At 50.7% G+C, this 24,669-nt stretch carries 17 protein-coding genes; 16 read left to right on the top strand and 1 reads right to left on the bottom strand.

Annotated features, from left to right (window positions below; translation table 11 throughout):
* Nucleotides 1-115: 115 nt before the first annotated feature.
* Nucleotides 116-1,252, bottom strand: a complete 1,137-nt coding sequence (locus tag PSCS_RS08820; protein ID WP_068811749.1) for a hypothetical protein — start codon at nt 1,250-1,252, stop codon at nt 116-118.
* Between the two features lie 320 nt (nt 1,253-1,572).
* Between PSCS_RS08820 and smc the strand changes: the two genes are divergently transcribed.
* From smc to PSCS_RS08740, 16 genes are all read left to right on the top strand, one after another.
* Nucleotides 1,573-5,109 carry a chromosome segregation protein SMC gene (gene smc / locus PSCS_RS08815; RefSeq protein ID WP_068811748.1) on the top strand — a complete coding sequence of 1,179 codons (3,537 nt, stop codon included), beginning with the start codon at nt 1,573-1,575 and terminating at the stop codon, nt 5,107-5,109.
* A gap of 9 nt (nt 5,110-5,118) precedes the next feature.
* Nucleotides 5,119-8,319 carry a cell division protein ZipA gene (gene zipA, locus PSCS_RS08810; RefSeq protein ID WP_068811747.1) on the top strand — a complete coding sequence of 1,067 codons (3,201 nt, stop codon included), beginning with the start codon at nt 5,119-5,121 and terminating at the stop codon, nt 8,317-8,319.
* Entirely contained in the window at nt 8,306-10,429 is a 2,124-nt protein-coding gene (gene ligA / locus PSCS_RS08805; protein WP_068811777.1) for an NAD-dependent DNA ligase LigA, read from the top strand. The genes zipA and ligA overlap by 14 nt, the downstream gene beginning before the upstream one ends.
* Before the next feature lie 313 nt (nt 10,430-10,742).
* A complete protein-coding gene (locus PSCS_RS08800; RefSeq protein ID WP_068811746.1) occupies nt 10,743-12,062 on the top strand; it encodes a polysaccharide export protein in 1,320 nt (439 codons plus the stop codon).
* Nucleotides 12,063-12,136: 74 nt separating this feature from the next.
* Complete coding sequence (locus PSCS_RS08795) at nt 12,137-12,601, top strand: low molecular weight protein-tyrosine-phosphatase (RefSeq protein WP_068811745.1); 465 nt, start codon at nt 12,137-12,139, stop codon at nt 12,599-12,601.
* An 80-nt stretch (nt 12,602-12,681) separates the two neighbouring features.
* On the top strand, nt 12,682-15,009 hold the full coding sequence (locus PSCS_RS08790; protein ID WP_082866416.1) for a polysaccharide biosynthesis tyrosine autokinase: 2,328 nt from the start codon (nt 12,682-12,684) through the stop codon (nt 15,007-15,009).
* 130 nt (nt 15,010-15,139) lie between these two features.
* On the top strand, nt 15,140-15,469 hold the full coding sequence (locus PSCS_RS08785) for a MarR family EPS-associated transcriptional regulator (protein ID WP_068811744.1): 330 nt from the start codon (nt 15,140-15,142) through the stop codon (nt 15,467-15,469).
* On the top strand, nt 15,466-15,954 hold the full coding sequence (gene rfaH / locus PSCS_RS08780; RefSeq protein WP_068811743.1) for a transcription/translation regulatory transformer protein RfaH: 489 nt from the start codon (nt 15,466-15,468) through the stop codon (nt 15,952-15,954). Before PSCS_RS08785 ends, rfaH begins: the two co-directional genes overlap by 4 nt.
* Nucleotides 15,955-16,731: 777 nt before the next feature.
* Nucleotides 16,732-18,042 (top strand): nucleotide sugar dehydrogenase, encoded by a 1,311-nt coding sequence (locus PSCS_RS08775; protein ID WP_068811742.1) that lies wholly within the window; start codon nt 16,732-16,734, stop codon nt 18,040-18,042.
* 28 nt (nt 18,043-18,070) lie between these two features.
* Complete coding sequence (locus PSCS_RS08770; RefSeq protein WP_068811741.1) at nt 18,071-19,015, top strand: Gfo/Idh/MocA family protein; 945 nt, start codon at nt 18,071-18,073, stop codon at nt 19,013-19,015.
* An 8-nt stretch (nt 19,016-19,023) separates the two neighbouring features.
* Nucleotides 19,024-19,599: a UDP-2-acetamido-3-amino-2,3-dideoxy-D-glucuronate N-acetyltransferase gene (gene wbpD, locus PSCS_RS08765; protein WP_068811740.1), complete on the top strand. Its 576-nt coding sequence runs from the start codon at nt 19,024-19,026 to the stop codon at nt 19,597-19,599.
* 63 nt (nt 19,600-19,662) lie between these two features.
* On the top strand, nt 19,663-20,769 hold the full coding sequence (locus tag PSCS_RS08760; protein WP_068811739.1) for a DegT/DnrJ/EryC1/StrS family aminotransferase: 1,107 nt from the start codon (nt 19,663-19,665) through the stop codon (nt 20,767-20,769).
* Nucleotides 20,770-20,836: 67 nt separating this feature from the next.
* On the top strand, nt 20,837-22,141 hold the full coding sequence (locus PSCS_RS08755; RefSeq protein WP_068893750.1) for a lipopolysaccharide biosynthesis protein: 1,305 nt from the start codon (nt 20,837-20,839) through the stop codon (nt 22,139-22,141).
* Between the two features lie 13 nt (nt 22,142-22,154).
* Nucleotides 22,155-22,757: an acyltransferase gene (locus PSCS_RS08750; protein ID WP_229694653.1), complete on the top strand. Its 603-nt coding sequence runs from the start codon at nt 22,155-22,157 to the stop codon at nt 22,755-22,757.
* A 12-nt stretch (nt 22,758-22,769) separates the two neighbouring features.
* Nucleotides 22,770-23,726: a methionyl-tRNA formyltransferase gene (locus PSCS_RS08745; protein WP_068811736.1), complete on the top strand. Its 957-nt coding sequence runs from the start codon at nt 22,770-22,772 to the stop codon at nt 23,724-23,726.
* Nucleotides 23,719-24,669: a GNAT family N-acetyltransferase gene (locus PSCS_RS08740; protein ID WP_068811735.1), complete on the top strand. Its 951-nt coding sequence runs from the start codon at nt 23,719-23,721 to the stop codon at nt 24,667-24,669. The genes PSCS_RS08745 and PSCS_RS08740 overlap by 8 nt, the downstream gene beginning before the upstream one ends.

Here is a 24,669-nt window from a genome sequence, read left to right as displayed (position 1 = left end):
GCTGCCGCCAAGCCAAAATACTAAGAAGCAGCAATTCTGCCATTAAGCAGGCTGCTTGTTTAGTAGTCGTTAGTGTTGGTTATCGTATGAAACTGACAAATATTGAGCACTAGGATTATCGCGTAAATTTCAGCCCCAGGCTCAGCGTCACATACCCGTACAACGTTTCCGAGAAGCTGGCGCTCAGCGGATTGTTGTAATGCGGCATAATGCCGACGAACTGGTTTTTGAAGAGCTTGCCGCTCAGTGAGGTATACATGTGCGGGGTGATCCACCAGCTGACGGTACCGTAGGCCGTGTGGTTGGTGTCGGCGCTGTCCTGGATGTTGCTGCCGCGCAGGAAGGAGGGGATCAGCGAACTGTTGCTGCTTTGAGTTACCGCTTCACGCTTGTTGATCTTGATGTACTCGTAGCCAATCTGGATTGGCAATCGGGGGATGCCCTGCAGGTTGATGCTGGCACCAGCCATGTACTGGGACTCTTCAATATCAAAGGTTTGCAGGAATTGATCAGCGATGAAATCGAACTCGATATCAGTACTGGTGCCTGAGCCTGCCTCTGATTCTCCATAACCGGCCCAGATGCTGAACTGCGAGTTGCTGCCCAGGTCGTTGCTGTACAGCAGGCGGGTCTGCCAGCCTTCGTCAGACAGCCGGTCCATGGCAAAACGCTGCGGTGGATCAAAACTGACGCTGCTGTTGGCGTTGACACTGAATGATTCAATATAACCGTCAAAGTCATCGCTTTCGCTTTCGACCCGGCGCAGATCAATGGCAAAGCTGGATCCGCCCAGTGAGTTATTGGCACCCTCACTTTCATATAGCACAAACTTGGCGCCCCAGCTGGTTTGCGTGGTGCTTAACTGGTTGGACAGGTCAACGATGTTGGCGCGCGTGGTAGGCGATGTCTTCAGGGTCAGATCAAAATCATGGCGTTTGTAGAACACTTCCAGCCCGCGCCAGATACCGAGGCGAGCTTCGCCGCGCACGCCATCCAGGTCGCCGCTGTTGTCAATCAGTCGGCTGTTGCCGGCCAGCATGTCATCGCGCAGATCCAGAAAATCAATGGTTTCATCAACGCGGGACAGTCCACCGGATAACTCGAACTCCCCGGCGTCCAGGGTGTAGGCGCTGGTGTGATCGTTGCCGATCCAGCCGGTCGCCTCATCGGCAGCCGAGGCGTTGGCTGCGCCAGTCAGGACCAGGGCGGAGAGGATCAGTTGTGGCGTGGATGTGGTCGCGAACGATCGCATGTTGAATTCCCTTCAATATAGGAGGCAGTCAGCCTCCAGGCTGTTTTAAGACGCTGTTTTAAGACTTTGTGCGCTGAGTTTAACGAAAAAATGTGGCGCTGTTTATTACCCGAACAGACTTTTTGCGTTTTATTTTTGTTTCTGCCCTTGCCAATCCCATTATTCAGATCGCTGTTCTCGTCATCAGGGAGATTTTCCCATCATCCGGCAACTTTATTTCACATTTCCTGAATTCCCACTCCCCATGCAGCGTGTTTTTTCGCTACACTCTACAGATTCATAAGGAAGTCATAATTCAAACAGGACACCGTCCACTCCAAATGCGTTTAAAAAGTATCAAACTCGCCGGGTTCAAATCGTTTGTGGACCCGACCACGGTTAATTTACCCAGTAATCTCTGTGCGGTCGTCGGCCCGAACGGTTGCGGTAAGTCCAATATCATTGACGCCGTGCGTTGGGTGATGGGTGAAAGCTCAGCCAAGAACCTGCGCGGCGAAAGCATGACCGACGTCATCTTTAATGGCTCCGGGGGGCGAAAACCCGTGGGGCAGGCCAGTATCGAACTGGTTTTCGACAACTCGGATAACCGCATCCAGGGTGAGTACGCCCGTTTTGCCGAGATTTCCATCAAGCGCAAGGTGACCCGCGACGGTCAGAACATCTACATGCTCAACGGCGCCAAATGTCGTCGGCGTGATATTACCGATATTTTCCTCGGTACCGGTCTGGGTCCGCGCAGTTACTCGATCATTGAGCAGGGCATGGTATCGCGGCTGATTGAGTCCAAGCCCGAAGAGCTGCGCATCTTTATTGAAGAAGCCGCCGGCATCTCCAAGTACAAAGAGCGTCGCCGTGATACTGAGAACCGTATCCGCCGCACCCGCGAAAACCTGGAACGTCTGACCGACATTCGTGAAGAGCTGGAGCGTCAGTTGCAGCATCTGCATCGCCAGGCGCAAGCAGCAGAAAAGTACAAAGAATACAAAGCACAAGAGCGCGATCTTAATGCGCAGTTTAATGCCTTGAAGTGGAAAGCCTTGAACGACGAGGTTGAGTCCAAACAGGCCATTATCAATGAGCTGGAGATCAAACTCGAATCGGTGATTGCTGATCAGCGCTCACTGGATGCCCAGCACGAAGAGCTGCTGATTCGCCAGACCGACCTGAATGACACTTTGAGTGAAGTGCAGGGGCGTTATTACAGCATCGGTGGTGACATTGCCCGTATTGAGCAGACCATTGAGTTCCAGAAAGAGCGCATGCAGCAGCTTCGCCAGGAGCTGGAAGACCATCGTCGCAACTTCAAGCAGACCCAGGCCGACATGGATATGGATGTCGACAAACTGGCCCAGCTGCAGGAAGAGCAGGACACGCTGGCGCCCGATCTGGAGATGGCCGAGCATACTGCCGAAGAGTCTGCCATCCAGCAGGAAGAAGCCGAAGAGCGCATGCAGCAGTGGCAGCAGGACTGGGACGAGTTCTCACAACGTTCCGAAGAGCCACGCCAGGTTGCTGAAGTTGAACAGTCGAGAATTCAGCAACTTGAGCGCATTGTTGAACGTGGGATCGAGCGACGTAGCCGCCTGAAGGAAGAGCGCGAGACGCTGGGTGAGAACCCCGAACAGAGCGCTATCGACGAACTGAGCATGCAGATCACCCAGGCCGAAGAAGCTTTGGAGGTTCAGCAGGAAGAGAATCACAATCTGGCTGAACAAATTGACGATCAGCGCAGCCAGTCGCAACAGCTGTCCCAGGATCTGGATCAGTCGCGCAGCGAACTGCAGCGCAGTAAAGGTCAGTATGCCTCGCTGGAAGCGTTGCAACAGGCCGCGCTGGGACAGAAGAATGACAAACTGAACAAATGGCTCAATGACCATGCGCTGAGCGACAAGCCAAGACTGGGCGAACAGATTCGTGTCGACTCAGGCTGGGAAGGTGCCGTGGAGGCCGTGCTGGGTGACACCCTGCAAGCGGTTTGCGTGCCCGGACTGGATAGCGTCGCTGCCGCGCTGGAGGCCCTGCCGGACGGTGTGGTCTCTTTAATCGATACTGATGATAGCGATGATAGTGATACCGCATCCGCATCAGGCAGCCAGCCTTCTGTCAGCACACTGAGTCCGCTCAGTGACAAGATTCAATCCAGCCTGGATGTGTCGACCTTGCTTCAGGGTATCTACGTTGCTGAGTCGCTGGACCAGGCTCTGCAGCAACGAGCGCAACTGCCAGCTGACGCCTCCATCGTCACGCAGCAGGGCATCTGGCTGGGTCGCAACTGGATTCGCGTGCGCAAAGCCGTGGATGCCAGCGAAGGTCTGCTGGCCCGCAAGAGCGAAATGGCCCAGCTCAGCGAGACCATGGAAACCCTGCAACTGAAAGTCGACGACATGGTCGAGGCACAGCAAAGTGGTCGTGATCGTTTGCAGGATCTGGAGCAGCAGCGTGAAAGTGTGCAGCGCCAGATTGCCCAGAACACCCGCGAACACAGCGAGCTGAAATCCCAGCTCAGCGCCAGGATTGCCCAGGAAGAGCAGACCAACCAGCGCCGTCAGCGGCTGGACCAGGATCTTCAGGAACTGCAGAAACAGCTGGAAATCGAGCAGGAAAATATCACCGAATCGCGCGAACGTCTGCAAAATGCCCTGGATGCCATGGAGCAGGACACGGATCGTCGTGAAACCCTGCTACAACAGCGCGACGAATTCCGTGCCACACTGGATCAGGTACGTCAGAAAGCGCGCCACGACAAAGACCAGTTGCACCAGTTCAGCATGCGAGATCAGTTGCTGCAGTCGCAGATCAAATCATTAAAAGACACCATGGACCGCATGGGCACCCAGGTGCAACGTGCCCGCGAACGCATCGAGTCAATCGAGCAGCAGTTAAGCCAGTCAGACGAACCCATGGACGACAAGCGCCTGGAGCTGGAAACGCTGCTGCAGCAACGGGTTGAAGTCGAAGAACAGATGAACAAGGCCAAGGCCGCGGCCGATGAGAACGAACATCAGTTGCGTAGCATTGAGCAGCAGCGCGCCGGTTTTGAGCGTGATGCCGGTGGCGTGCGCGAGAAACTGATGGAGCATCGCCTGAAAACTGAAGGTGATCTGGTCAAGCGCCAGGCCCTGGTCGAGCAATTACAGGAAGCACGCTATGATCTGGACACCGTGCTGGCCAATCTGCCCGAAGAGCTGACCGCCAAAGGCTGCGAAGACGAACTGGCATTGCTCAATAATCGCATTCAGCGCCTCGGTGCCATCAATTTGGCAGCGATTGAGGAATACGAACAGCAGTCCGAACGTAAAGTCTATTTGGATGCCCAGGATGAAGACCTGCAAAAAGCGCTGGTGACCCTGGAAAATGCCATCCGTAAAATTGACCGGGAGACGCGGACGCGCTTTAAAGAGACCTTTGACAAGATCAATGCCGGTTTGCAGGAGCTGTTCCCGAAAGTGTTCGGTGGTGGCCATGCCTATCTGGATATGACCGGTGAAGACCTGCTCGATACCGGTGTCGCCATTATGGCGCGCCCGCCAGGCAAGCGTAACAGCACGATTCACCTGCTCTCCGGTGGTGAAAAGGCAATGACGGCGATTGCGCTGGTGTTCTCGATCTTCCGGCTGAACCCCTCACCATTTTGTATGCTGGATGAGGTTGATGCACCGCTTGATGATGCCAACGTGGGACGTTACAGCCGACTGGTTAAAGAAATGTCTGAATCGGTACAGTTTGTGTTTATTACGCACAACAAGCTGACCATGGAAATCGCCAATCAGCTGCTGGGTGTCACCATGCACGAGCCGGGTGTGTCGCGCATGGTAGCGGTGGATATCGATGAAGCCGCCGAACTGGCAGCGATGTAAGGAACAATAATGAGTATTCGCGAACTGCTAATACTACTTCTTATCTTTGCCATCGTGGTCGTTGTACTGCGTGGTATTTTCGTGGCCATTAGCGGTCGCAAGAACAAAATCAAAATCGCCCTGGATAAAAACATCCCGGAGTATGACCTGGATGAGCTCGAACTGCGTGAACTGCCCAGTGGCGGCGCCCGTCAGGTAGAGCGTTCTTTTGCGCGAGTGATGCAAAGCCAGGGGCTAAATGAAACCGCTAGTGGGCAGGCGAAAGCGACAACGCAAGCCAAGGCCCCTCCGCGCAAGTCCACCCTCAAGCCGCCGCGAACCAATGCCTTTAAAAATCGGGATCAGAATCGCGCTGCCGCCACTGACGCCCATCAAACGTCTGCGGCGGATACTGATGCACAAACGCCATTCACAGAAACAGAAGCTGTGGAAACGGTGCAAGCGGATCATTTCCAAGAACATAAACAAGAACAGGAACAGGAAATGACACCTGTTTCTGAAACACTGGCGTCAACCGAAGGCATGGATCTCGTTGAAACAGAAGTCGAAGAAGTGACGGTTACATCTGAAGAAGTGGCTGAAGATTCAGATGGCATTGAACCTGTCACCACAGGCACTGACATCGATAATGACGATCCGCTGGGTGAATCCATTAATGATGACAACTGGGACAATAACGCTGAGATGGATGACGCCTGGATGGATGATGTTTCACCCGCCCGCGAAGTGAATCGCACCGCAGCGGCCACGACTCAGTCAGAATCCTCAGTGTTGAGCGAAAGTGTGTCTGACCAGGAACTGGAAGAGACAGAAGCCGAAGAAGAGGATGGCGCTGCGGATTTCCACGAGGAAGGCTTTGACCTGGATCACGCCGAGCCGCTGTTTGCGAATAACCGGGACGACGATGACTGGGAAGACAGTGACTCCGATGCAAGCGAAGCGGATGCTCTCTTTAGCGAAGCGGCAGCCGATGACCTGGAGAGCAGTGACTGGGATGTTGATGACGAGGAAGAGCGTCCTGAACTCGAAGACTGGGACGATGAGGAAGAGGATAACAATGTCTTCCTGTCTGACGTCAGTGAACCCGGTGAAGTCATGGAAGAACGTGAGCCCACAGAGAATGAGATGGCTGACATCGCATCAGAGGAATCGGCGAAGGAAGGACTGCAAGCGTCAGACAATGACGCTGACTGGGATAATTTTGAAGACGATCAGCCAGAGCCTGTATTGGGTGACTATGCTGAAGAGGAAGACTCAGAACCATTGGCTTCTGTGGAAGATGATGAGGGCGATGATTCTGTTGAAACGGAAGAAGATGCGGGCCTTGAGGCTGTCAATTTTGAACAGGGTGACGCAGATGCGGATCCGCTGATTGATGAAGGTGATGAAGACAGTGGCTCGGTAGACGTTGACCTGGTGGCAGAAGAATATGCCCAGGACGAAGCCCTTCACCCGGAACGTGAGGAACGCGATCTTGATCATGTCCTGGATGAGCTGCTGGAAGAGAATGCAGCACCTATGACTGTCTCTGCAGAAGATGAAGACCTTGATGTGAGTGGTAGTGCTGAGAGTGCAGAAAGTGAAGAGGAAAGGGAAACCGAAGAAATGACTGAAGACGGCAAGAAAACGTCAGATTCTTTGGAATATTCCGCGAATGAGGACGTCGACAATGAAGTGCTGTTCGAAGATCGCGACGACGAAGACTTCGACCCGCTGTTTGATTACAGCGAGAACGATGAAGACAGCGGTTTTGATGATGAGCCGGTTGCCGGTGATAACTTTTACAGCCTGGATGCTGAAGACAAGGTAGACTCTGCGGTTGATCAGGAAGATCAGTTAATAGCAGAAGAAGATGAATTACAGGAAGCCGAATACAGCGATCGTGAAGAAAAGTACAGCGATCGGGATGAGGACACTGCTGACGTCTCTGAATTGGCTGAAGAAGCCGCTCAATACGACGACGTTGTGGAAACAGCTGAAACAGCTGAAACAGCTGAAATAGCTGAAATAGCTGAAACGGCAGAAGCGGATGAAGACAGCGTCCCGGACTTCGATGACGAACTGGAAGCGGATGCCGAACCAGAGCCCAGTGAGGACGATGCCTTTGCTGCTGTCGATCCGGAAGATGATCTTGATGAGCTGTTCGACGATGAAGACCGTTTGCGTCGTCAGGCAGCCATGGAAGAAATTGAAGAGAAGGAGTCGTCTCGTGGCCGAAGCTGGATGAGCTGGGCCAGTGGCGCTTTCAAACGACTGGGTGCCAAAAAATCTGCCGACACGATTGAGTCGGTTGAGTCGACCCCAGAGCAGGTGCATCAACAGCAAGATCCGGTTGAGTCGAACGCTGATCAAGATCAGTGGTACGAACAAACAGAAGAAAACGCGCAGACAGAATATGACAAGCGGTATACGGAGCATCAAGAGCAGGAAACTGTCTGGAATAATGCAGACGATCAACAAGGTCTAGGCTGCCCGGAAGACGGTTACCCAGAAGACGCTTATCCGGAAGAAAGTGTTGGCAGACAACAAGGTGCTGGCAGTTATCAGGAGCAGCAATTGAGTCTCGATATTGAAGTTGACGCACAGGCCGCTGAAGCAGTAGCGGGGCAGCAGGATGATGGTTACGGCCGTCAACGTCGTGCTGCACCTGGGCAGGCAACCGGGCAGTCCGCATCACCATACCAGCAGCAATCTGCGTTTGATGATGGCTTTGATCAGGATCCGTACACAGACAGCAGCTACGAAGAAAACGACGACGACAGTAACGAGCCCTCGGAAGTGCTGGCCATCAATGTACTGGCCCGCCAGGGTCGACGCTTTGCCGGGGATGAATTGCTGCAGGTGCTGTTGTCATCCGGTCTGCGTTTCGGCGAGATGTCCATCTTCCACCGTCATGCCAATGGCAAGAACGGACCGGTCCTGTTCAGCGTGGCCAACGCGCTTAATCCGGGCACCTTCGACCTGAACGAAATCAGCGAGTTCACCACGCCGGGTGTCTGTTTCTTCATGACGCTGCCGAATGTGGCCAGCAATAACATGCTGGTTTACGAGCAGATGCTGGCTACGGCCAGACACGTACAGCAGTCTCTGGATGCCGAGCTCAAGGATGACAACCGCTCGGTGATGACAGCGCAAACGATGGAACATTACCGTCAGCGCATTCGCGACTTTGAATTACAGCAATTGAAACATGCTCATGGACGACGCTAAACCGCAAGACGTCGCGGCAGAGCTGGCTTCCCTGCGCGAGCAAATCGATTACCATAATCGGCGCTATCATCGCGAGGATGCGCCGGAAATCCCCGATGCCGATTTCGACAAACTGTTCGATCGCCTGCTGGCGCTGGAAGCCGAGTATCCTGAGCTGATCACGGACGATTCCCCCAGTCAGCGAGTCGGCAGTGAGCCGCTGGCATCCTTCACCCAGGTCACACACGACATTCCGATGATGTCGCTGTCCAAGGTGTTCAACGAACAGGATCTCGCCGATTTTGAAGCCCGTCTGCTCAAACGCCTGGATGACCAGGTCAGCGATGACAGCCTGCATTATGCCTGTGAGCCCAAAATCGATGGCGTTGCCGTCAGCTTGTTGTATGAACATGGCAAGCTGACCCGGGCAGCCACCCGCGGTGACGGGGTGACCGGGGAAGACATCACGCACAACGTCAAAACCATCGGCGACATCCCCATGCGATTGGCGATCCAAGGTGACGACAGTGGCAGCGCAGGCGGCTACAGCGGCAAAGGCAAAGAAAAGGTACAAGCCCCGGCCCGACTGGAAGTGCGCGGCGAAATTTACATGACCCGCTCCGGCTTTGCCCGCATGAACGCCGCCGCCGAGAAAGAAGAGGGCGGCCGGGTGTTTGTGAACCCCCGCAATGCGGCTGCGGGCACCTTGCGGCAACTGGATCCGCGGATCGCGGCACGGCGTCCGCTGAAATTCTTTGCCTACTCAGCAACGGTGTCCTCAGACGCAGCAGAATCCTCCGTGTCCACCGACTGGCCAAGCAATCACAGCGAGGTGCTGGCCATGCTGGGTGACTGGGGCTTGCCCCTGAATCCGGAGCGCGGTCGTGTCAAAGGCTGGCAGGCCTGCCTGGATTACGCCAGGGATCTGCTCAGCAAACGCGATGATCTCGACTATGAAATCGACGGTGCGGTGATCAAGGTCGATTCACTGACCCTGCAACACGAACTGGGCAGTAATGCCCGCACGCCGCGCTGGGCCATGGCTTACAAGTTTCCGGCGGAAGAAGCCTCTACCACACTGAATGACGTGGAGTTCCAGGTAGGGCGCACCGGCACCATTACGCCAGTGGCCCGGCTGAAGCCTGTATTTGTCGGTGGTGTCACGGTCAGCAATGCCACCCTCCACAACATGGCCGAAATTGAGCGGCTGGGCGTCCAGATTGGCGATCGGGTCGTGCTGCGCCGGGCCGGTGATGTGATTCCCAAAATTATTTCGGTGATTCCGCCGGCGGCTGACGATGAAAAGGCAAACGAACGCAAAGCCATCGAAATGCCGTCTCATTGTCCGGCCTGTGATTCCCCGGTCGAGAAAGACGGTGACGTGCTGTACCGTTGTACCGGCGGTCTGATCTGTCCGGCCCAGCGCAAAGAATCCCTGCGCCATTTTTGCAGTCGCGCTGCCATGGATATCGATGGCCTGGGCGAGAAGCTGGTCGTGCAACTGGTGGATGCCGACATGGTGCATACCGTGGCTGATATTTTCCGCCTCACAAAAGAGCAACTGGTCAGCCTGGAGCGCATGGGCGAAAAATCAGCCGATAACCTGCTGGCCGCCATTGAGACATCTAAAACCACCACCTTGCCACGGTTACTGTTTGCCCTGGGGATTCGCGAAGTCGGCGAAGCCACTGCGCAAGCGCTGGCCGCCCACTTCGTGCAACTGGATGCACTGATGGCAGCCGATCAGGAGGCCCTGATAGAAGTCGCTGATGTCGGCCCGATCATGGCGGAACATATCGTTCACTTTTTTGATAATGACGCTAACCAGGCGGTTATCAAGGAGCTGCGGGAAGTGGGCGTGAACTGGCCAGAGGAAGTGGTTGAGGTGCGGTCGGAGACACTGGCTGGCCAAACCTGGGTACTGACCGGCACGCTGGAAGCGATGACACGCGATGAAGCCAAGCAGAAACTGCAGGCCATGGGCGCCAAAGTGGCGGGCAGTGTCTCCAAAAAGACCTCGGTGGTGGTAGCTGGACCGGGGGCGGGTTCCAAGCTGGAAAAAGCACAGTCACTGGGTGTTGAGGTCATGGACGAGGCCGGCCTGTTGGCGCTGCTGAATACGACAGCGTAACGTGCGCCTTGCATCCGGCGAGAAATCGTTCAAATTGCCCGTGTTGCAAATTTGCCAGGGAAACCTGAGTGAACACTGGCTCGGTTTTTGAAAGATAAGCCTGAATAAGCAGTTGAAGAATCAACATTTATTCGTAAATTGACAGGAAAATGTCATAATCAGCTGTCATGTTAGTGTCATGACAGCACTGAGAAACTGGGTATCCTGTAAAGGAGCACCTAGCCATTGGTAGTAATACGGCAGCAAAAGCAAGCATTGGCGTTATTTATTCGTTACAATGCGTCGGTTCATGGAATGAGAGTAAGTGGTAGGCATGCGTAATAAGAAGATCCACGAGCACAGCGAAAACAACCGGATTCATGGCAACGAACAGCCAAACAGCAGGAAAGCGGTACCAGACAGTCGTCTCGCATCAAGCTCATTCCGCAGCGGTTTTTTCAAAGTCGCGACGTTGACAACCTTGCTGATCAGCCTCAGCGCCTGCGTCCTGGTGCCAGGCAGTAATATCGACCCCGACATTTATGAAGCCGACGCCGGCAGCAACTGGTTTGAAGTCAACCGCGGCACCTGGTTCCCCGGACTACGCGGTGGCGATGCGGAATCCGACGCCACTGCCGGTGAGCCACTGGACGAAGACACGCTGGAAGACGCCATCGATATCGTCCCCATTACCTCCAACGTCATTGCCCAGCAATCACAATCCCAGAACCTTATCCCGGCCGCCATGCCGGCATCGCTGCAGGAAGACATCGCTAACTACGAATACCACGTTGGCAAAGGCGATATGCTACATATCACCGTTTACGACCACCCCGAACTGACCAACCCCAGCGGCAGCAATAACAACAATATCCAGAACTCCGGCATCATTGTTGAGTCGGATGGCACGATTTTTTATCCCTACATCGGCAAGGTGCAGGTCGCGGGCAAAACCACCAATGAAATTCGTGAATCCATCGCTAACCCCCTGGCCGAATTTATTGCCTCGCCACAAGTCAATGTGCGCGTCATTGGTTTTAACGCCGAACGTGCCTACGTGACAGGGCAGGTCGCTAATCCAGGCCCGCAACCCATTAACGATATTCCCATGACCGTGCTGGATGCCATTTCGCGTGCCGGTGGGCTGGCCGACGGCGCTAACTGGCATGAAGTGCTGCTGTCCCGTAATGGTGTAGAAACTCGTCTGTCAGTGTATGAGATGCTGAACAACGGGCGTCTGGGACAAAACATGCTCTTACAGCACGGCGATGTCCTGCACGTGCCGGATCTGGGACAACAAAAAGTCTTTGTCCTGGGTGAGTTGAATCGCGTGAACACACTGCCCATGGGCAACATCCGTATGTCTCTGACCGAAGCGCTGACCCGCTCCGGTGGTCTGAACCAGGTGACGTCCAACGCCGAAGGCATTTTTGTGATTCGCCAGACCGAAGCGACCAGCGACAAACTGGCCACGGTCTACCAGTTGAACGTGCGCAACGCCGTGGCCTTTGCCGTGGGCACGCAGTTCATGCTGGAACCTTCCGATATTGTGTACGTGACGACAGCACCGGTGACACGCTGGAACCGCGTGATCTCGCAGATCATCCCCAGCCTGAATGCACTGATCACAGCCGACCGGGTGAACCAGTTATGATCGCTTGTGGTGCTGAGAAAAACGTCACATACCATTTAATCAATACATAAGCTAAAGGGAGCGGGTGGCACAGGATGAGCAGCCCCTACCAGAACATACTGGTGATTTGCCAGGGAAACATCTGCCGCAGCCCTGTGGCCGAGGCCATGCTGAAGCAGGCACTGCCACACAAGCAGGTGCAGTCAGCGGGGCTGACGGCGATGGTGGGGCAGGGTACAGAGCCGACGGCAGCTGACATTGCCACGGCGGCTGATCTGGATGTTTCTAGCCATGTGGCCCGTCAACTGGACAGTGAAATCATCCAGTGGGCGGATCTGATTTTGACCATGAGTCAGCATCAGCGACGTCAGCTGGGACAGATGTCTTCGCCGGCGATGGGTAAATCACTGCTGCTTGGGCACTGGGTGCATGCCACTGGGACGCGAGCCAACAATGGGCTGGATATTCCCGATCCTTATAAAAAGAGCCGGGATGTGTTTGAACATGTGCATGCTTTACTCCAGGACTCAGTGAATCTGTGGGCGCCCAAATTGAAGTAACCTTTTCGATATCAGTTTTAATACAGTATTTTTGCGCCGCCGTTTATCGCTGCGCCAGTTAAGGTAAAGACAGGAAGAACATGTCAGAGAATTTTGCAAACAGCCACACCAATCATGCGGCGCCCGTGCAATCACCCCGGCAGTCGCGCGGGCAGAACCAGAACAGTGATGAAATCGATCTGGGCTATTTGCTGGCCATCTGTCTGGACCACAAATGGCTGATCATTATTGTCACGCTGATTGTCACCTTACTCGGTTATACCTATGCCACACTGGCGACGCCTATCTATCGGGCGGACGCGCTACTGCAAGTAGAGCAAACGCAAAGCAACCTGGGATCGATCGAAATGGCTGTGATGGGGCAGGAACAGGTGGCTTCCAGTACCCAGTCAGAGATTTTACGTTCCCGTATGATTATGGGGCGTGCGGCGCAACAGGCCGGATTGGATCTGGTCGTCACACCTAACTATTTCCCTGTCATCGGTGCGGCCATGGTTCGTATGGACGTGGAGCGTCCAGGATTTGCACAAGGCAGCAACCATGCCTGGGCCGGTGACAGTATCACGGTTGATTCGTTACAGGTTGACCCGTCGTTAACAGGACGCCCATTAACGTTAACCGTGACGGGTGCAAACAGGTATCGCTTAAGTGATCAAGATGAGAGAGTGCTTGGCGAGGGCAGCCTTGGTGAACTGTTAACGATAGAAACGCCCTTTGTTGAAATGTTGGTGACGCAAATATCGGCCCCGGCTGGTGTTGAATTCACCGTGCTTAAACGTACCGATACGCAAATGATTCGCAATTTGCAGGTTCGCTTTAATGTATCGCAGCGTGGCCGTGAGACCGGCATTCTTGAATTAACACTTGAAGGGCCAGACCCAGAAGAGCTTGAGCGCTCACTGAATGCGATTTCAGATGTCTACCTTGTACAGAATATCAATCGCCAGGCCGCTGAGGCGGAAAGTCGCCTGGAATTCCTCGAACAGCAGACACCACTTATTCAGAATGATTTAAATTCTGCGGAAAGTCGTCTCAATGATTATCGGGCCAGCCAGGATAGCGTTGACTTGAGTTTCGAGACGCGCAGCATGCTTGAGCGATTGGTGGAGCTGGAATCTGAACTGAATCAGCTGGAAATCCAGGAGAGCGAGCTTTCTCAACGATTTACTCCCAGTCACCCCAGCTATCAAACGTTGCTGGAAAAGCGTTCACAGCTAGAGCGAGAACGCTCTCGCCTGGAAGCACAAACAGATAACTTGCCTGAAACACAAAGACAGGTGCTGCGTCTCAATCGCGATGTGGAAGTGTCGCAAGCGATTTACATGCAAATGCTCAATGCAACACAAGAGTTACGAATTGCCAGAGCGGGGACTGTGGGTAATGTCAGGATCTTGGACAATGCTGTTACGGGTACGTATCCCATTGAACCCAGGAAAAATCTGATTATTGTTATTTCCTCGATGGCGGGCATTATGTTGGGGTTGATGGTCGTGCTTTTACGACACATGTTGAGACGTGGTGTGGAGTCTGTCGATCAGTTGCAAGCGTTAGGACTTCAAGTCTATGCAACGATTCCATTATCCGAGCGTCAGCGGCGTCTATTTGACCGATTTAAAGATAGAAAATGGCGACATCGTATACGCTCAGCTTTTGGTAATACGATGGCTGATACAATGGGTAAGGCGAGAAAATTTCGTCGTACCAGAGATGAAAATGGTGTGTTAGCGTTAATCGATCCGTCTGACCTGGCTATTGAAGCATTACGTAGCTTGCGCACCAGTTTGCATTTTGCCATGTTGGAAGCAGGTAATAAGCGATTGATGTTAACCGGGCCTAGCCCAGCGGTGGGTAAAAGCTTTATTTCAGCTAATCTGGCAGCCATTTGTGCTCAGTCTGGTCAGCGCGTTTTATTAATTGATGCTGATTTGCGCAAAGGTCACATCCATCGCAGTTTCAAAGGCGAGAGTGCGCAAGGTTTGTCCGATTACCTGGTGGGGGATTGTTCTCTGGATACGGTACTACGCGGCACTGAGCAAAATGGCCTGGATTACATAGCCCGTGGTACTGCTCCGCCCAACCCTTCTGAGCTATTGATGACACAGCGCTTTGCACAGTTTCTGGATGATGTCGAATCACAATACGATCTGGTGATTATTGATACCCCGCCCGCACTAGCAGTAACGGATGCTGCTGTGGTAGGGAAACTGGTGGGTACGACGCTGATGATAACCCGATTCCGTGAAAACCCGGTCAATGAAATCGAACGTTCACTGGAGCAACTAGAAAATGCAGGCGTGGTCGTAAAGGGCAGTATTTTGAATGCTATCGAGCGAACGGCATCGTCGTATTATGGTTACGGATATGGGTACGGCTATTATCATTATGCCTATAAATCAGATAATGACTGAGGTTAGGCAACAGCTTTGTATGGCTGGGAATTAACCTATATGGGCTATTGCAATGTAGCTTGGTTATAAGTACATTGTTCAATAGTTGAACACGGATTAAGATCAAAGCAAACTAAAAAGAAAACAAATCATGGCCCCGGAAGACGCCCGCTACAGAATTCTTCGTGCACTGGAAGTGAACCCTGATGTCAGCCAGCGGGAATTGGCCGATGAGTTGGGTATTAGCCTGGGTAAAGTCAACTACTGTCTGAAGGCGCTGGTGGACAAGGGGCTGATCAAGGCCAGAAATTTCAGCAAGAGCGCCAATAAGAAGCGCTACTTGTATGTGCTCACCCCTGCAGGTATTGACAGTCGTGCGCGGCTCACCAAACGCTTTCTAGTCCGAAAAATGGCCGAATACGAAACGCTGAAAGCAGAGATTGAAGACATCCGGAAGGACCTAGAGCAGTATTCGTCATGAAGTGGTATGTGATCCAATCCAAAGCCAATCAGCAGCAGCGTGCCGAAAAGAATCTGTGCAATCAGGGCTTTGCTATTTTCTCGCCTAGTATTTCTGTTGAGCGTATCGTACGAAAAAAGCGTGTCATTCGTGATGAAGCCGTCTTTCCTGGCTACATTTTTATCAGGCTAGACCTTGAGCAGAGCGATTGGGGCGCATTGAGCAGCACCCGTGGAGTCGGCAAAATCGTCAGTTTCAATGGCTCTCCCTGCAGCGTATCTGACGACCTGATCAACGCCTTGCGCCATCAATTCTACACCCTGGAAAAACCTGTCGCCCTGTATAAAGCAGGTGACAAAGTACAAGTGACCGACGGTTGTTTCAAAGACATCGAAGCCATCGTCAAAGCCGTGACACCGGACGAGAGAGTGATTGTGTTGCTTCACATCCTGCACAGCCCTCAAACCCTCGCCTTTCCCGTCACACAACTGGCCCGAGCCGGTTAACTTTTGGGGCAGGGGGTTGCTCCGTCCCCATCGCATTACACCACTGTTAGATATCAGGCACAGTGCAATGCAGTACAGAAACATTCCGGGAGCCTGTTTACAAAGCCCCACCCAAGATGCCGCATAAAATGCACGGGTAGGGCGGTAGCGTGTCTGAAGACGTAGTATGTTAATAATGAGTCAGACATTTGTTAAATTTTAGGTTTTAACAGCAAGAATTGTGCATCGTCCGCGCCGGCACCGTGCGTATTCTGGACTCTCCCTTGGTGGGCAGAACAGGCAGCCGTTACGCTGATGATCACCCGCTTAGGCAGTAGACAGTCTCAAGGAAATTGAACGCGCCCTGCAGCAACTTGAGAGCGCCGGTGCGCCAGTCAAAGAGAACCTCTGGATGCCATTGAAAGCAGCGCCTAGGCCTGCTTGCATAAGTCGGAGATTTGGTTGGCGTTGGGGAAGGAGACTCCGCTCTCCATCACTGGCGACAATCTAGGCGCAGTCAGTAAAAAACGTTTTCCTATGCAAATAGCTCGGTTAGCCTAACCGAAGTCATCTTCAAGTGAGATCAACTCAGTTGGTCTCAGTTATTATTAGTGAGATCAGATAAAAGTCAGGCTAAAGTAGAATGAAATATCAGCGTTAGGCGCATGGGAAGTAGGGCAGAAGTGGGTGTTGATAGGGTTGTTTGGGAAACTACCTGATCGAAGCCATGTGAATGCCATTAAAGTATTTACTTACGCCTTGTAGCAAGTCTTAGGATCAACCAAAAAGGAAAATTAGATGTCCGCGTTTAAAGCGTTGCTGGACAAGCTGAATAGCAAAAACGCAACAATTGGTGTTGTGGGTCTAGGATATGTTGGATTGCCATTGGCTCTGCGTTATTCCAACATTGGTTACCAGGTTCTAGGCATTGACATAGACCCAGATAAAGTAGCAAAAATAAAGTCTGGTGTTAGTTATATAGAGCATATCGTTTCAAGTCGTGTTACTGCAGCCGTTTCCGCTGGTTTAGACGCTACTTCAGATTTCAGTCGTGCGTCTGAATGTGATGCGCTAATTCTATGCGTGCCAACCCCCCTCAATAAGTATCGTGAACCAGATATTAGTTTTGTTACCAACACGACCGACTCACTAGTGCCTTATCTTAGACCAGGTCAAGTTGTTTCGCTAGAGAGCACAACTTATCCCGGCACTACAGACGAAGAATTATTACCTCGTGTTCAACAGAAAGGTTTGGTCGTAGGGGGTGATATATTTCTTGTTTATTCGCCTGAGCGCGAAGACCCGGGTAATCCCAATTTTGAGACCAGCACAATCCCCAAAGTTGTTGGAGGTTGCACTGAAAACTGTCGCCAAATAGGTATCGCTCTTTATGAGCAAGCTATCTCGAAAATTGTTCCCGTATCCAGCACAAAAGTTGCCGAGATGACAAAGTTGTTAGAGAACATTCATCGCGCAGTGAACATCGGTTTGGTTAACGAGATGAAGATTGTAGCTGACCGAATGGGAGTTGATATTTTCGAGGTAGTAGATGCAGCGGCAACAAAACCTTTTGGCTTTACTCCTTATTACCCCGGTCCCGGTCTTGGCGGGCATTGCATTCCAATCGACCCTTTTTATTTAACCTGGAAAGCGCGTGAGTACGGTCTCCACACCAGGTTCATCGAGCTCTCCGGAGAAGTTAATCGTGCCATGCCAGAGTATGTCGTTGGTAAACTAATGGATGGTTTAAACGCCCTTGGTAAGGCAATTAAAGGCAGTCGAATTCTGGTACTAGGTATTGCTTATAAGAAAAATGTCGATGACATGCGAGAGTCACCGTCAGTTGAGATTATGGAGATGATGGTTCGAAAAGGCGCAGAAATTGCGTACAGTGATCCGCACGTGCCTGTATTCCCAAGGATGCGCGAGCATAAGTTTAATCTGAAAAGCGAGTCATTAAGTGCTGAAAATATACAGACCTTTGATGCGGTTGTGTTAACAACTGACCATGACAAGTTTGACTACGCTCTCATAAAATCCAGCGCAAAATTAATTATTGACAGTCGCGGGCGGTATAGAGAGCCTGCATCCAATATCATCAAAGCCTGAAAATAAAACCAGAGACTGAGTTATCACCATGAAAAACTTCGCCCTCATTGGTGCTGCTGGCTACATTGCACCTCGCCACATGAAAGCCATTAAAGACAATGACAATGACCTGGTCGTAGCATTAGACAAAAACGACTCCGTAGGCATTATCGACAGCTACTTTCCGGAGGCTGATTTCTTCACCGAATTTGAACGTTTTGACCGTCACATTGACAAGCTCCGCAGAGCCAACAACGGCCAAGTAATCGACTATATGTCCATTTGTTCACCCAACTATCTGCACGACAGCCACATGCGCTTCGCTTTGCGTTCGGGTGCCGATGCCATCTGTGAAAAGCCGCTGGTGCTGAACCCCTGGAGCATCGATGGTCTGATTGACGTTGAGAAAGACACAGGTCAGAAAGTAAACACAATCCTGCAGTTGCGCGTGCACCCGTCTATCATCGCGCTCCGTGATAAAGTTAAGGATGATAACCGCAACTCTAAGCACGACGTTGACCTGACTTACATCACTTCTCGTGGACATTGGTACCTACAGTCCTGGAAGGGTGACAATAAGAAGTCCGGCGGTATTGCCACTAACATTGGTGTGCACTTTTACGATATGTTGCATTTCATTTTTGGTGAGCTGCATGACAATGTTGTGCACTACAGCGACGACACTACGGCTGCGGGCTATCTTGAGTATGAGAAAGCTCGCGTTCGCTGGTTTTTGTCTGTGGACTATAAGTACGTACCAGAGACTGCCAAAGCACAGGGACAGCGTACGTATCGCTCCATTACCGTGGATGGCGAAGAAATTGAATTTTCCGGCGGCTTTACCGACCTGCACACCCGTAGCTACGAAGAGATCCTAGCTGGCCGTGGATTTGGCCTGGAGGAGAATCGCGTGGCGATTGAGACCGTGGCTTATATTCGCAATGCTACCACAGCAGGTTTGACCGGTGATTACCATCCGTTCCTGAAACAGTAGGGGGCATTATGTCTGTCAGCATTCACCCCAGCGCGATTGTCGATGACGGTGCCCAAATCGACGAAGGCTCCCGGGTTTGGCACTTCGTACACGTATGCGGCGGTGCCAGAATCGGCAAAAATGTCTCCATGGGCCAGAACGTGTTCATCGGCAACAAAGTAACCATTGGCGACAACTGCAAGATCCAGAACAACGTTTCTGTATACGACAACGTGCACCTGGAAGAAGGCGTATTCTGCGGACCCAGCATGGTGTTCACCAACGTCTACAACCCCCGCTCACTCATCGAGCGAAAAGACGAATACCGTGACACTCTGGTAAAAAAAGGTGCTACTCTGGGTGCCAACTGCACCATAGTTTGCGGTGTAACTATTGGGGTGTATGCGTTTGTGGGTGCTGGTGCCGTGATAAACAAGGATGTGCCTGCCTTCGCCCTGATGGTTGGCGTGCCAGCCAAACAAATCGGTTGGATGAGCGAATTTGGTGAACAACTGGACCTACCCGTAACAGGTGAAGCAGAAGCCACTTGTCAGCACACAGGTGCCATCTACAAACTTAAAGGCAACGAAGTAACCAAACACTAATCTTGGTGCTGTCTTTTGTCTCTGTTAGTTCGAACCGTCCGTGTTAGTAATAGGTTTTCAAACATGAAATTCGTAGATCTAGCCGCCCAACAGGCAAGAATTAAAAATAAAATCGATGCAAATATCCAGACAGTCTTAGCACACGGTAACTACATCCTCGGCCCTGAAGTAGTCGAGCTGGAGCAGAAGCTGGCTGAATTTTGCGGAGCGAAACACTGCATTACTGTAGCCAACGGAACCGACGCGCTGCAAATTTCCCAAATGGCACTAGGAGTAGGGCTTGGCGACGAAGTAATAGTTCCTGGCTTCAGCTACATAGCTACCGCTGAGACTCCTGCGATATTGGGTGCTAAGCCTGTATATGTAGACATCGACCCGAAAACCTACAATATGGACCCGGCTAAGCTGGAAGCTGCGATTACCACGCGTACCAAGGCAATTATCCCCGTATCCCTGTACGGCCAGTGTGCGGACTTCGATAAAATCAATGCCATTGCCCAAAAGCACGGCATTCCGGTGATTGAAGATGGCGCCCAAAGTTTCGGTGCCAGCTACAAGGGACAGAAATCCTGTAATTTGAGTACCATAGGCTGCACAAGCTTTTTCCCAAGCAAACCTTTAGGCTGCTACGGAGACGGAGGAGCGATTTTCACCAACGATGCCGAACTGGCAACAGTAATACGCCAGATTGCCAGCCACGGACAGGATAGGCGTTATCATCATATACGTGTGGGAATGAACAGCCGGCTTGATACCCTGCAAGCTGCAATTATACTTCCAAAGCTCGAGATTCTATGTGAGGAGATTGAGCTCAGAAACCAGGTTGCTGAGCAGTATACGAAGTTATTGCATGAAGCCTGCATTAACACAGCGCCCTTTGTTAGTGAACACAATGTTTCAGCATGGGCGCAATACACAATCCGTGTAGATGACCGTGAAACGGTGCAGGCCAGGTTGAAGGATGCGGGTGTACCAACAGCCGTACATTACCCGTTACCTTTGAACAGACAGCCCGCCGTGTCTGAGCAAAAAGTGAGTCTGCAGATAGGCGATAATGCTGCAGAGAAAGTGATTAGCCTACCAATGCATCCATATCTAAGAATTGAAGATCAGCAACTGGTAATAGACGAACTTCGATCATGTTCAGCACTACCTAAGAGTAGTGTGTAAAACGCTTGAAGATAAGGGTTGATCATTAAGTTAATGTTTAAAGTTTTTCGGTGCGAGTTTAAATAAATTGAAAGCTTTAGGTAATAGGTTCGCCAAAAATGTTGGAGTATTGGTAGGCGGGACTTTCTTTTCCCAGTTGCTTTTGATATTGGCAACTCCGATACTTACAAGGCTGTACGCACCTGAATATTTCGGCATCTTGGCTGTGTATATGGCTATTGTGTCCTTATTTGTTGTTCTTGCTGGCCTGCGGTACGAATTAGCAATACCTTTACCTGAAGACGAAGAGCAAGCGATAAATCTAGTAGTTTTGGCTGAGTGTTTGGTTGTAGTTGTATCTATCGTTGCTGCGATATTGTTGACTATTTGGGGTGATAATATTGTTGGGATTTTAATGATTCCAGAGATCCAAGGTTATCTTTGGATGATTCCCTCGGGTGTTCTCCTTATTGGCACTTATCAAGTCTTTAGTTACTGGGCGATAAGGCGTAAGTCTTTCAAAGAAATATCAAAAACTAAGATAATGCAATCAGTCGCTACGTTAATAGTCCAATTTTCAGCATTTAAGTTGTTAGGTTTGGGGCTGGTGCTAGGTCAGACGGGAGGACAGTCTGTTGGTGTTTGGGGTCTTTCAAAAGACTTCATAAAAAGTAAGCTATATCTTAAAGCAACGAGCAAAGGTGTTAGGGTTTGTGCAGCCCGATATCAAGACTTTCCGCTCTATTCTACATGGGCTGGGTTGGCAAACGTCGCTGGGTCTCAGTTGCCGCCATTGCTGTTTGCCGTTTTCTATACACCCGGAGTTGTAGGTTTGTATGCATTGGCTCACCGGGTAATGGCGGCGCCAATGACATTTATTGGGCAAGCCGTGGGAAACGTATTTCTGTCTGAGGCACCAAAACGATACCGAAACAATACATTGGCTCCTTTATTATTATCTGTTCACAAGAAGCTTGTGTATTTAATACTTTTACCTGTTTTAGTTTTAGTGGGTCTTGGGCCAGAAATATTTTCAGTGATATTTGGTGAAAATTGGAGGGGTGCAGGGGAAGCGTCGCGATGGCTTTCGCTATGGATGATGATGGCATTTACTACTTCCCCTTTAAGTTCAATGTATGAGGTTGCTGAGCGTCAACGTCTTGGTATGGCAATGCAGTTTCAACTTTTGATCTCAAGATGTATAGGTGTAGTGTTTGGTGCTCTCTATGGTGATTTCATTTTTGCCGTTGCTTGTTTTTCAGTTAGCAATGTCATCTCGTATGCTATCTATCTATGTTATCTATTTAAGGTCGTTGGTGGTGACCCTTTAGAAATTTTGTTAAATTATATAATCCCTTTTTTGGTAATAATAACTATCTTCTTAGTGGTTTAATGTGAAATTTTTATTGAAAAAGCTTTACTTTATTTTATCAAGATTAATTGTTCCGATGGTTGTTGAGACTGCCGGAACTGCAGCTCCGGTTACGTATCGCGGGTTGTTTATCCAAAAAATTCTAAGAATTAACGGATCTGCTTACTGGCCTGTGCACTATACCAGTAAAATTAATGGAGCTAGTAGGGTGAAGATTGGAGTAGGAACTGCCCCAGGCTTATCTCCTGGATGCTATATTCAAGGAATCGGTCGCATTTACATAGGTGATTATACATTGGTTGGTCCAAATGTCGGAATAATTAGTGCTAATCATGATCCGTTGGATCCGAGCAAGCATGTTCGGTCTAAAGTAAAAATTGGCAGCCATTGTTGGCTAGGGATGGGATCGATCATTCTACCTGGTGTTGAGTTAGGGGATTACACAATCGTTGCGGCGGGTTCTGTTGTTACTAAGTCTTTTTCTGATGGTTTTGTAGTAATCGGCGGGAATCCTGCAAAGATTATTAAATCTATTCCAGAACATAAAGTGAGTAGGCGAGAAAATAAGTGGAAATATTATGGGTTCATCAAAGCGAAAAAATTTCCATCCTATGAAAAAAAACGTTTGGATATTTAAGGTGCCTCCGTTTTGAGAATTATTGTGATTACTCAGGGTGTGTCTCGAATAGTCCCCCCACTTCTAAATTCAAAGCATGAAATTGTTGGCATTATTGAGTCAGCTCCACGGAATTATAATAAGAAAATAAAGATTTTTAGAATAAAGAGAGTATTTAGGTGGTTATTTTCAATATTTTTTAGCGGTGGTTGTACTCTAAAGATGGTTTGCAAGTATTCAAGTATTCCATATAGGTTTATGAAATCTTGCGATGATGAGGGGTTGGAGGCTTGGCTGCGTGAAAAACATCCAGATGTCATAGTGGTCTTCAGTATGTCTCAGCTTTTGAAAAAGAGTATATTCAATATTCCAAAGTTAGGAACAATTAATCTTCACCCTTCGTTTCTTCCCGAATACCGTGGGCCTAATCCTGACCTTTGGCAATATATTAATATGGAGGAGTATCCTGGTGCCACCGTTCACTATGTTGATGAAGGCGAAGATACCGGCGATATTATTTTTCAGGATAGAGTAAATATACCGATTGGTACAAAGTCGCCAGAAAGACTTGACCAGTTAGTGGGAAAGCTAGGTGTTTCTCTTATTCTCAAAGCATTGAATGCAATTGAGTTGGGACATGCGCCAAGAGTTAAGCAGCCCATGGAAAGCCCTACTAGTCGTGCCCGAAACCTTCATCTTGATGAGCACAAAACCGTTATAGACTGGGAGAATTGGCCAGTAGAAAGAGTCTGGCATGTGCTGAGAGGGACCGAGCTATGGCTGAATGCGATTCCCCAGCCTTCAGGAGTTTTCCGGGGGCAGAGATGGACAATTGACAACTATGATGCCTGTTCGCGCGATACCGACATTCCGGGAAAGATTTATCGGATACATCGTCGAAAATATGTTGCGGCCGCAGGTGGCCGTATTTTCTTATCGATTGACTTTCGCATCAAGCGGATGATTCTAGGGTTTGTTAAGCATGCATAGTAAGGAAGAGTATAGAGCAATATGTGCACGGGAACCCACCATCCCTATCTTCTCCCAACACTGGTGGCTGGATGCTGTAGCTGGAGATAACTGGGATGTAGTATTGGCAAAAAAAGGCGATCAGGTGATCGGCGCGTTGCCATACGTAATCCAGAAAAAATACGGATTCACTCTGCTCACCCAGCCAGTCTTAACTCAAACTCTAGGTCCTTGGGTGAAACCCACACATAAGTCCTACCCCAAAAAGCTCGCCTACGAAAAGGATGTACTTGGCGAGCTGGCGGATCAACTGCCAAAGTGTGATCACTACGCTCAGAGTTGGCATTGTGATCAGCAAAATTGGTTGCCGTTCTATTGGCGTGGATTTAAGCAAACCACAAGATATACCTATCGGTTACCGCTTGCGCCTAGTCAGGAGCAGTTATGGAAAGACCTGCAACAGAACATTCGTGGGGATATTCGCAAAGCCAGAGAGCGAGAAGGCGTTACGGTTAGGGATGGCTCGTTAGAGGAGTTTTTGGCGCTCAATAAGATGGTGTTTCAGCGCCAGAATATTTCTGTGCCTTACACCAATGAGTTCGTCGCCCGTATAGATGCCGCCGCTTCTGCGCACAATAGCCGGGACTGCCTGGTAGCCGAAGGGCCGGACGGCAAGTTGCATGCAGGTGCTTATATCGTTCGCAGTGGCGATACCGCGTATTACCTCATAGGGGGCGGCGACCCCGTGCTGCGTGGCAGCGGAGCGACAAGTCTAGTGCTCTGGGAAGCCATCATTCGGCAACCGGAGACGGTTGAGATTTTTGACTTTGAGGGCTCCATGATTGAACCAATCGAACGTTTTTTTCGCGGCTTTGGTGCAGTTCAGACTCCCTACTTCAACGTATCTCGCAGCCCCTCAAAGTTATTTAAAGGATTAAAAATGTTGCGTGATCTTAAAAACTAA

It is taken from the genome of Pseudohongiella nitratireducens, assembly GCF_001642735.1.
Lineage (GTDB): Bacteria > Pseudomonadota > Gammaproteobacteria > Pseudomonadales > Pseudohongiellaceae > Pseudohongiella > Pseudohongiella nitratireducens.
This window is presented reverse-complemented; position numbering and strand designations above follow the sequence as displayed.

Excerpts from the sequence above, each read along its gene's own strand:
- PSCS_RS08800 (WP_068811746.1), top strand. The coding sequence starts at position 10,743 with ATGCGTAATAAGAAGATCCACGAGCACAGCGAAAACAACCGGATTCAT.
- wbpD (WP_068811740.1), top strand. The coding sequence starts at position 19,024 with ATGTCTGTCAGCATTCACCCCAGCGCGATTGTCGATGACGGTGCCCAA.
- PSCS_RS08795 (WP_068811745.1), top strand. The coding sequence starts at position 12,137 with ATGAGCAGCCCCTACCAGAACATACTGGTGATTTGCCAGGGAAACATC.
- PSCS_RS08740 (WP_068811735.1), top strand. The coding sequence starts at position 23,719 with ATGCATAGTAAGGAAGAGTATAGAGCAATATGTGCACGGGAACCCACC.
- zipA (WP_068811747.1), top strand. The coding sequence starts at position 5,119 with ATGAGTATTCGCGAACTGCTAATACTACTTCTTATCTTTGCCATCGTG.
- PSCS_RS08760 (WP_068811739.1), top strand. The coding sequence starts at position 19,663 with ATGAAATTCGTAGATCTAGCCGCCCAACAGGCAAGAATTAAAAATAAA.
- PSCS_RS08820 (WP_068811749.1), bottom strand. The coding sequence starts at position 1,252 with ATGCGATCGTTCGCGACCACATCCACGCCACAACTGATCCTCTCCGCC.
- ligA (WP_068811777.1), top strand. The coding sequence starts at position 8,306 with ATGGACGACGCTAAACCGCAAGACGTCGCGGCAGAGCTGGCTTCCCTG.
- PSCS_RS08785 (WP_068811744.1), top strand. The coding sequence starts at position 15,140 with ATGGCCCCGGAAGACGCCCGCTACAGAATTCTTCGTGCACTGGAAGTG.
- PSCS_RS08770 (WP_068811741.1), top strand. The coding sequence starts at position 18,071 with ATGAAAAACTTCGCCCTCATTGGTGCTGCTGGCTACATTGCACCTCGC.
- rfaH (WP_068811743.1), top strand. The coding sequence starts at position 15,466 with ATGAAGTGGTATGTGATCCAATCCAAAGCCAATCAGCAGCAGCGTGCC.
- smc (WP_068811748.1), top strand. The coding sequence starts at position 1,573 with ATGCGTTTAAAAAGTATCAAACTCGCCGGGTTCAAATCGTTTGTGGAC.
- PSCS_RS08790 (WP_082866416.1), top strand. The coding sequence starts at position 12,682 with ATGTCAGAGAATTTTGCAAACAGCCACACCAATCATGCGGCGCCCGTG.
- PSCS_RS08775 (WP_068811742.1), top strand. The coding sequence starts at position 16,732 with ATGTCCGCGTTTAAAGCGTTGCTGGACAAGCTGAATAGCAAAAACGCA.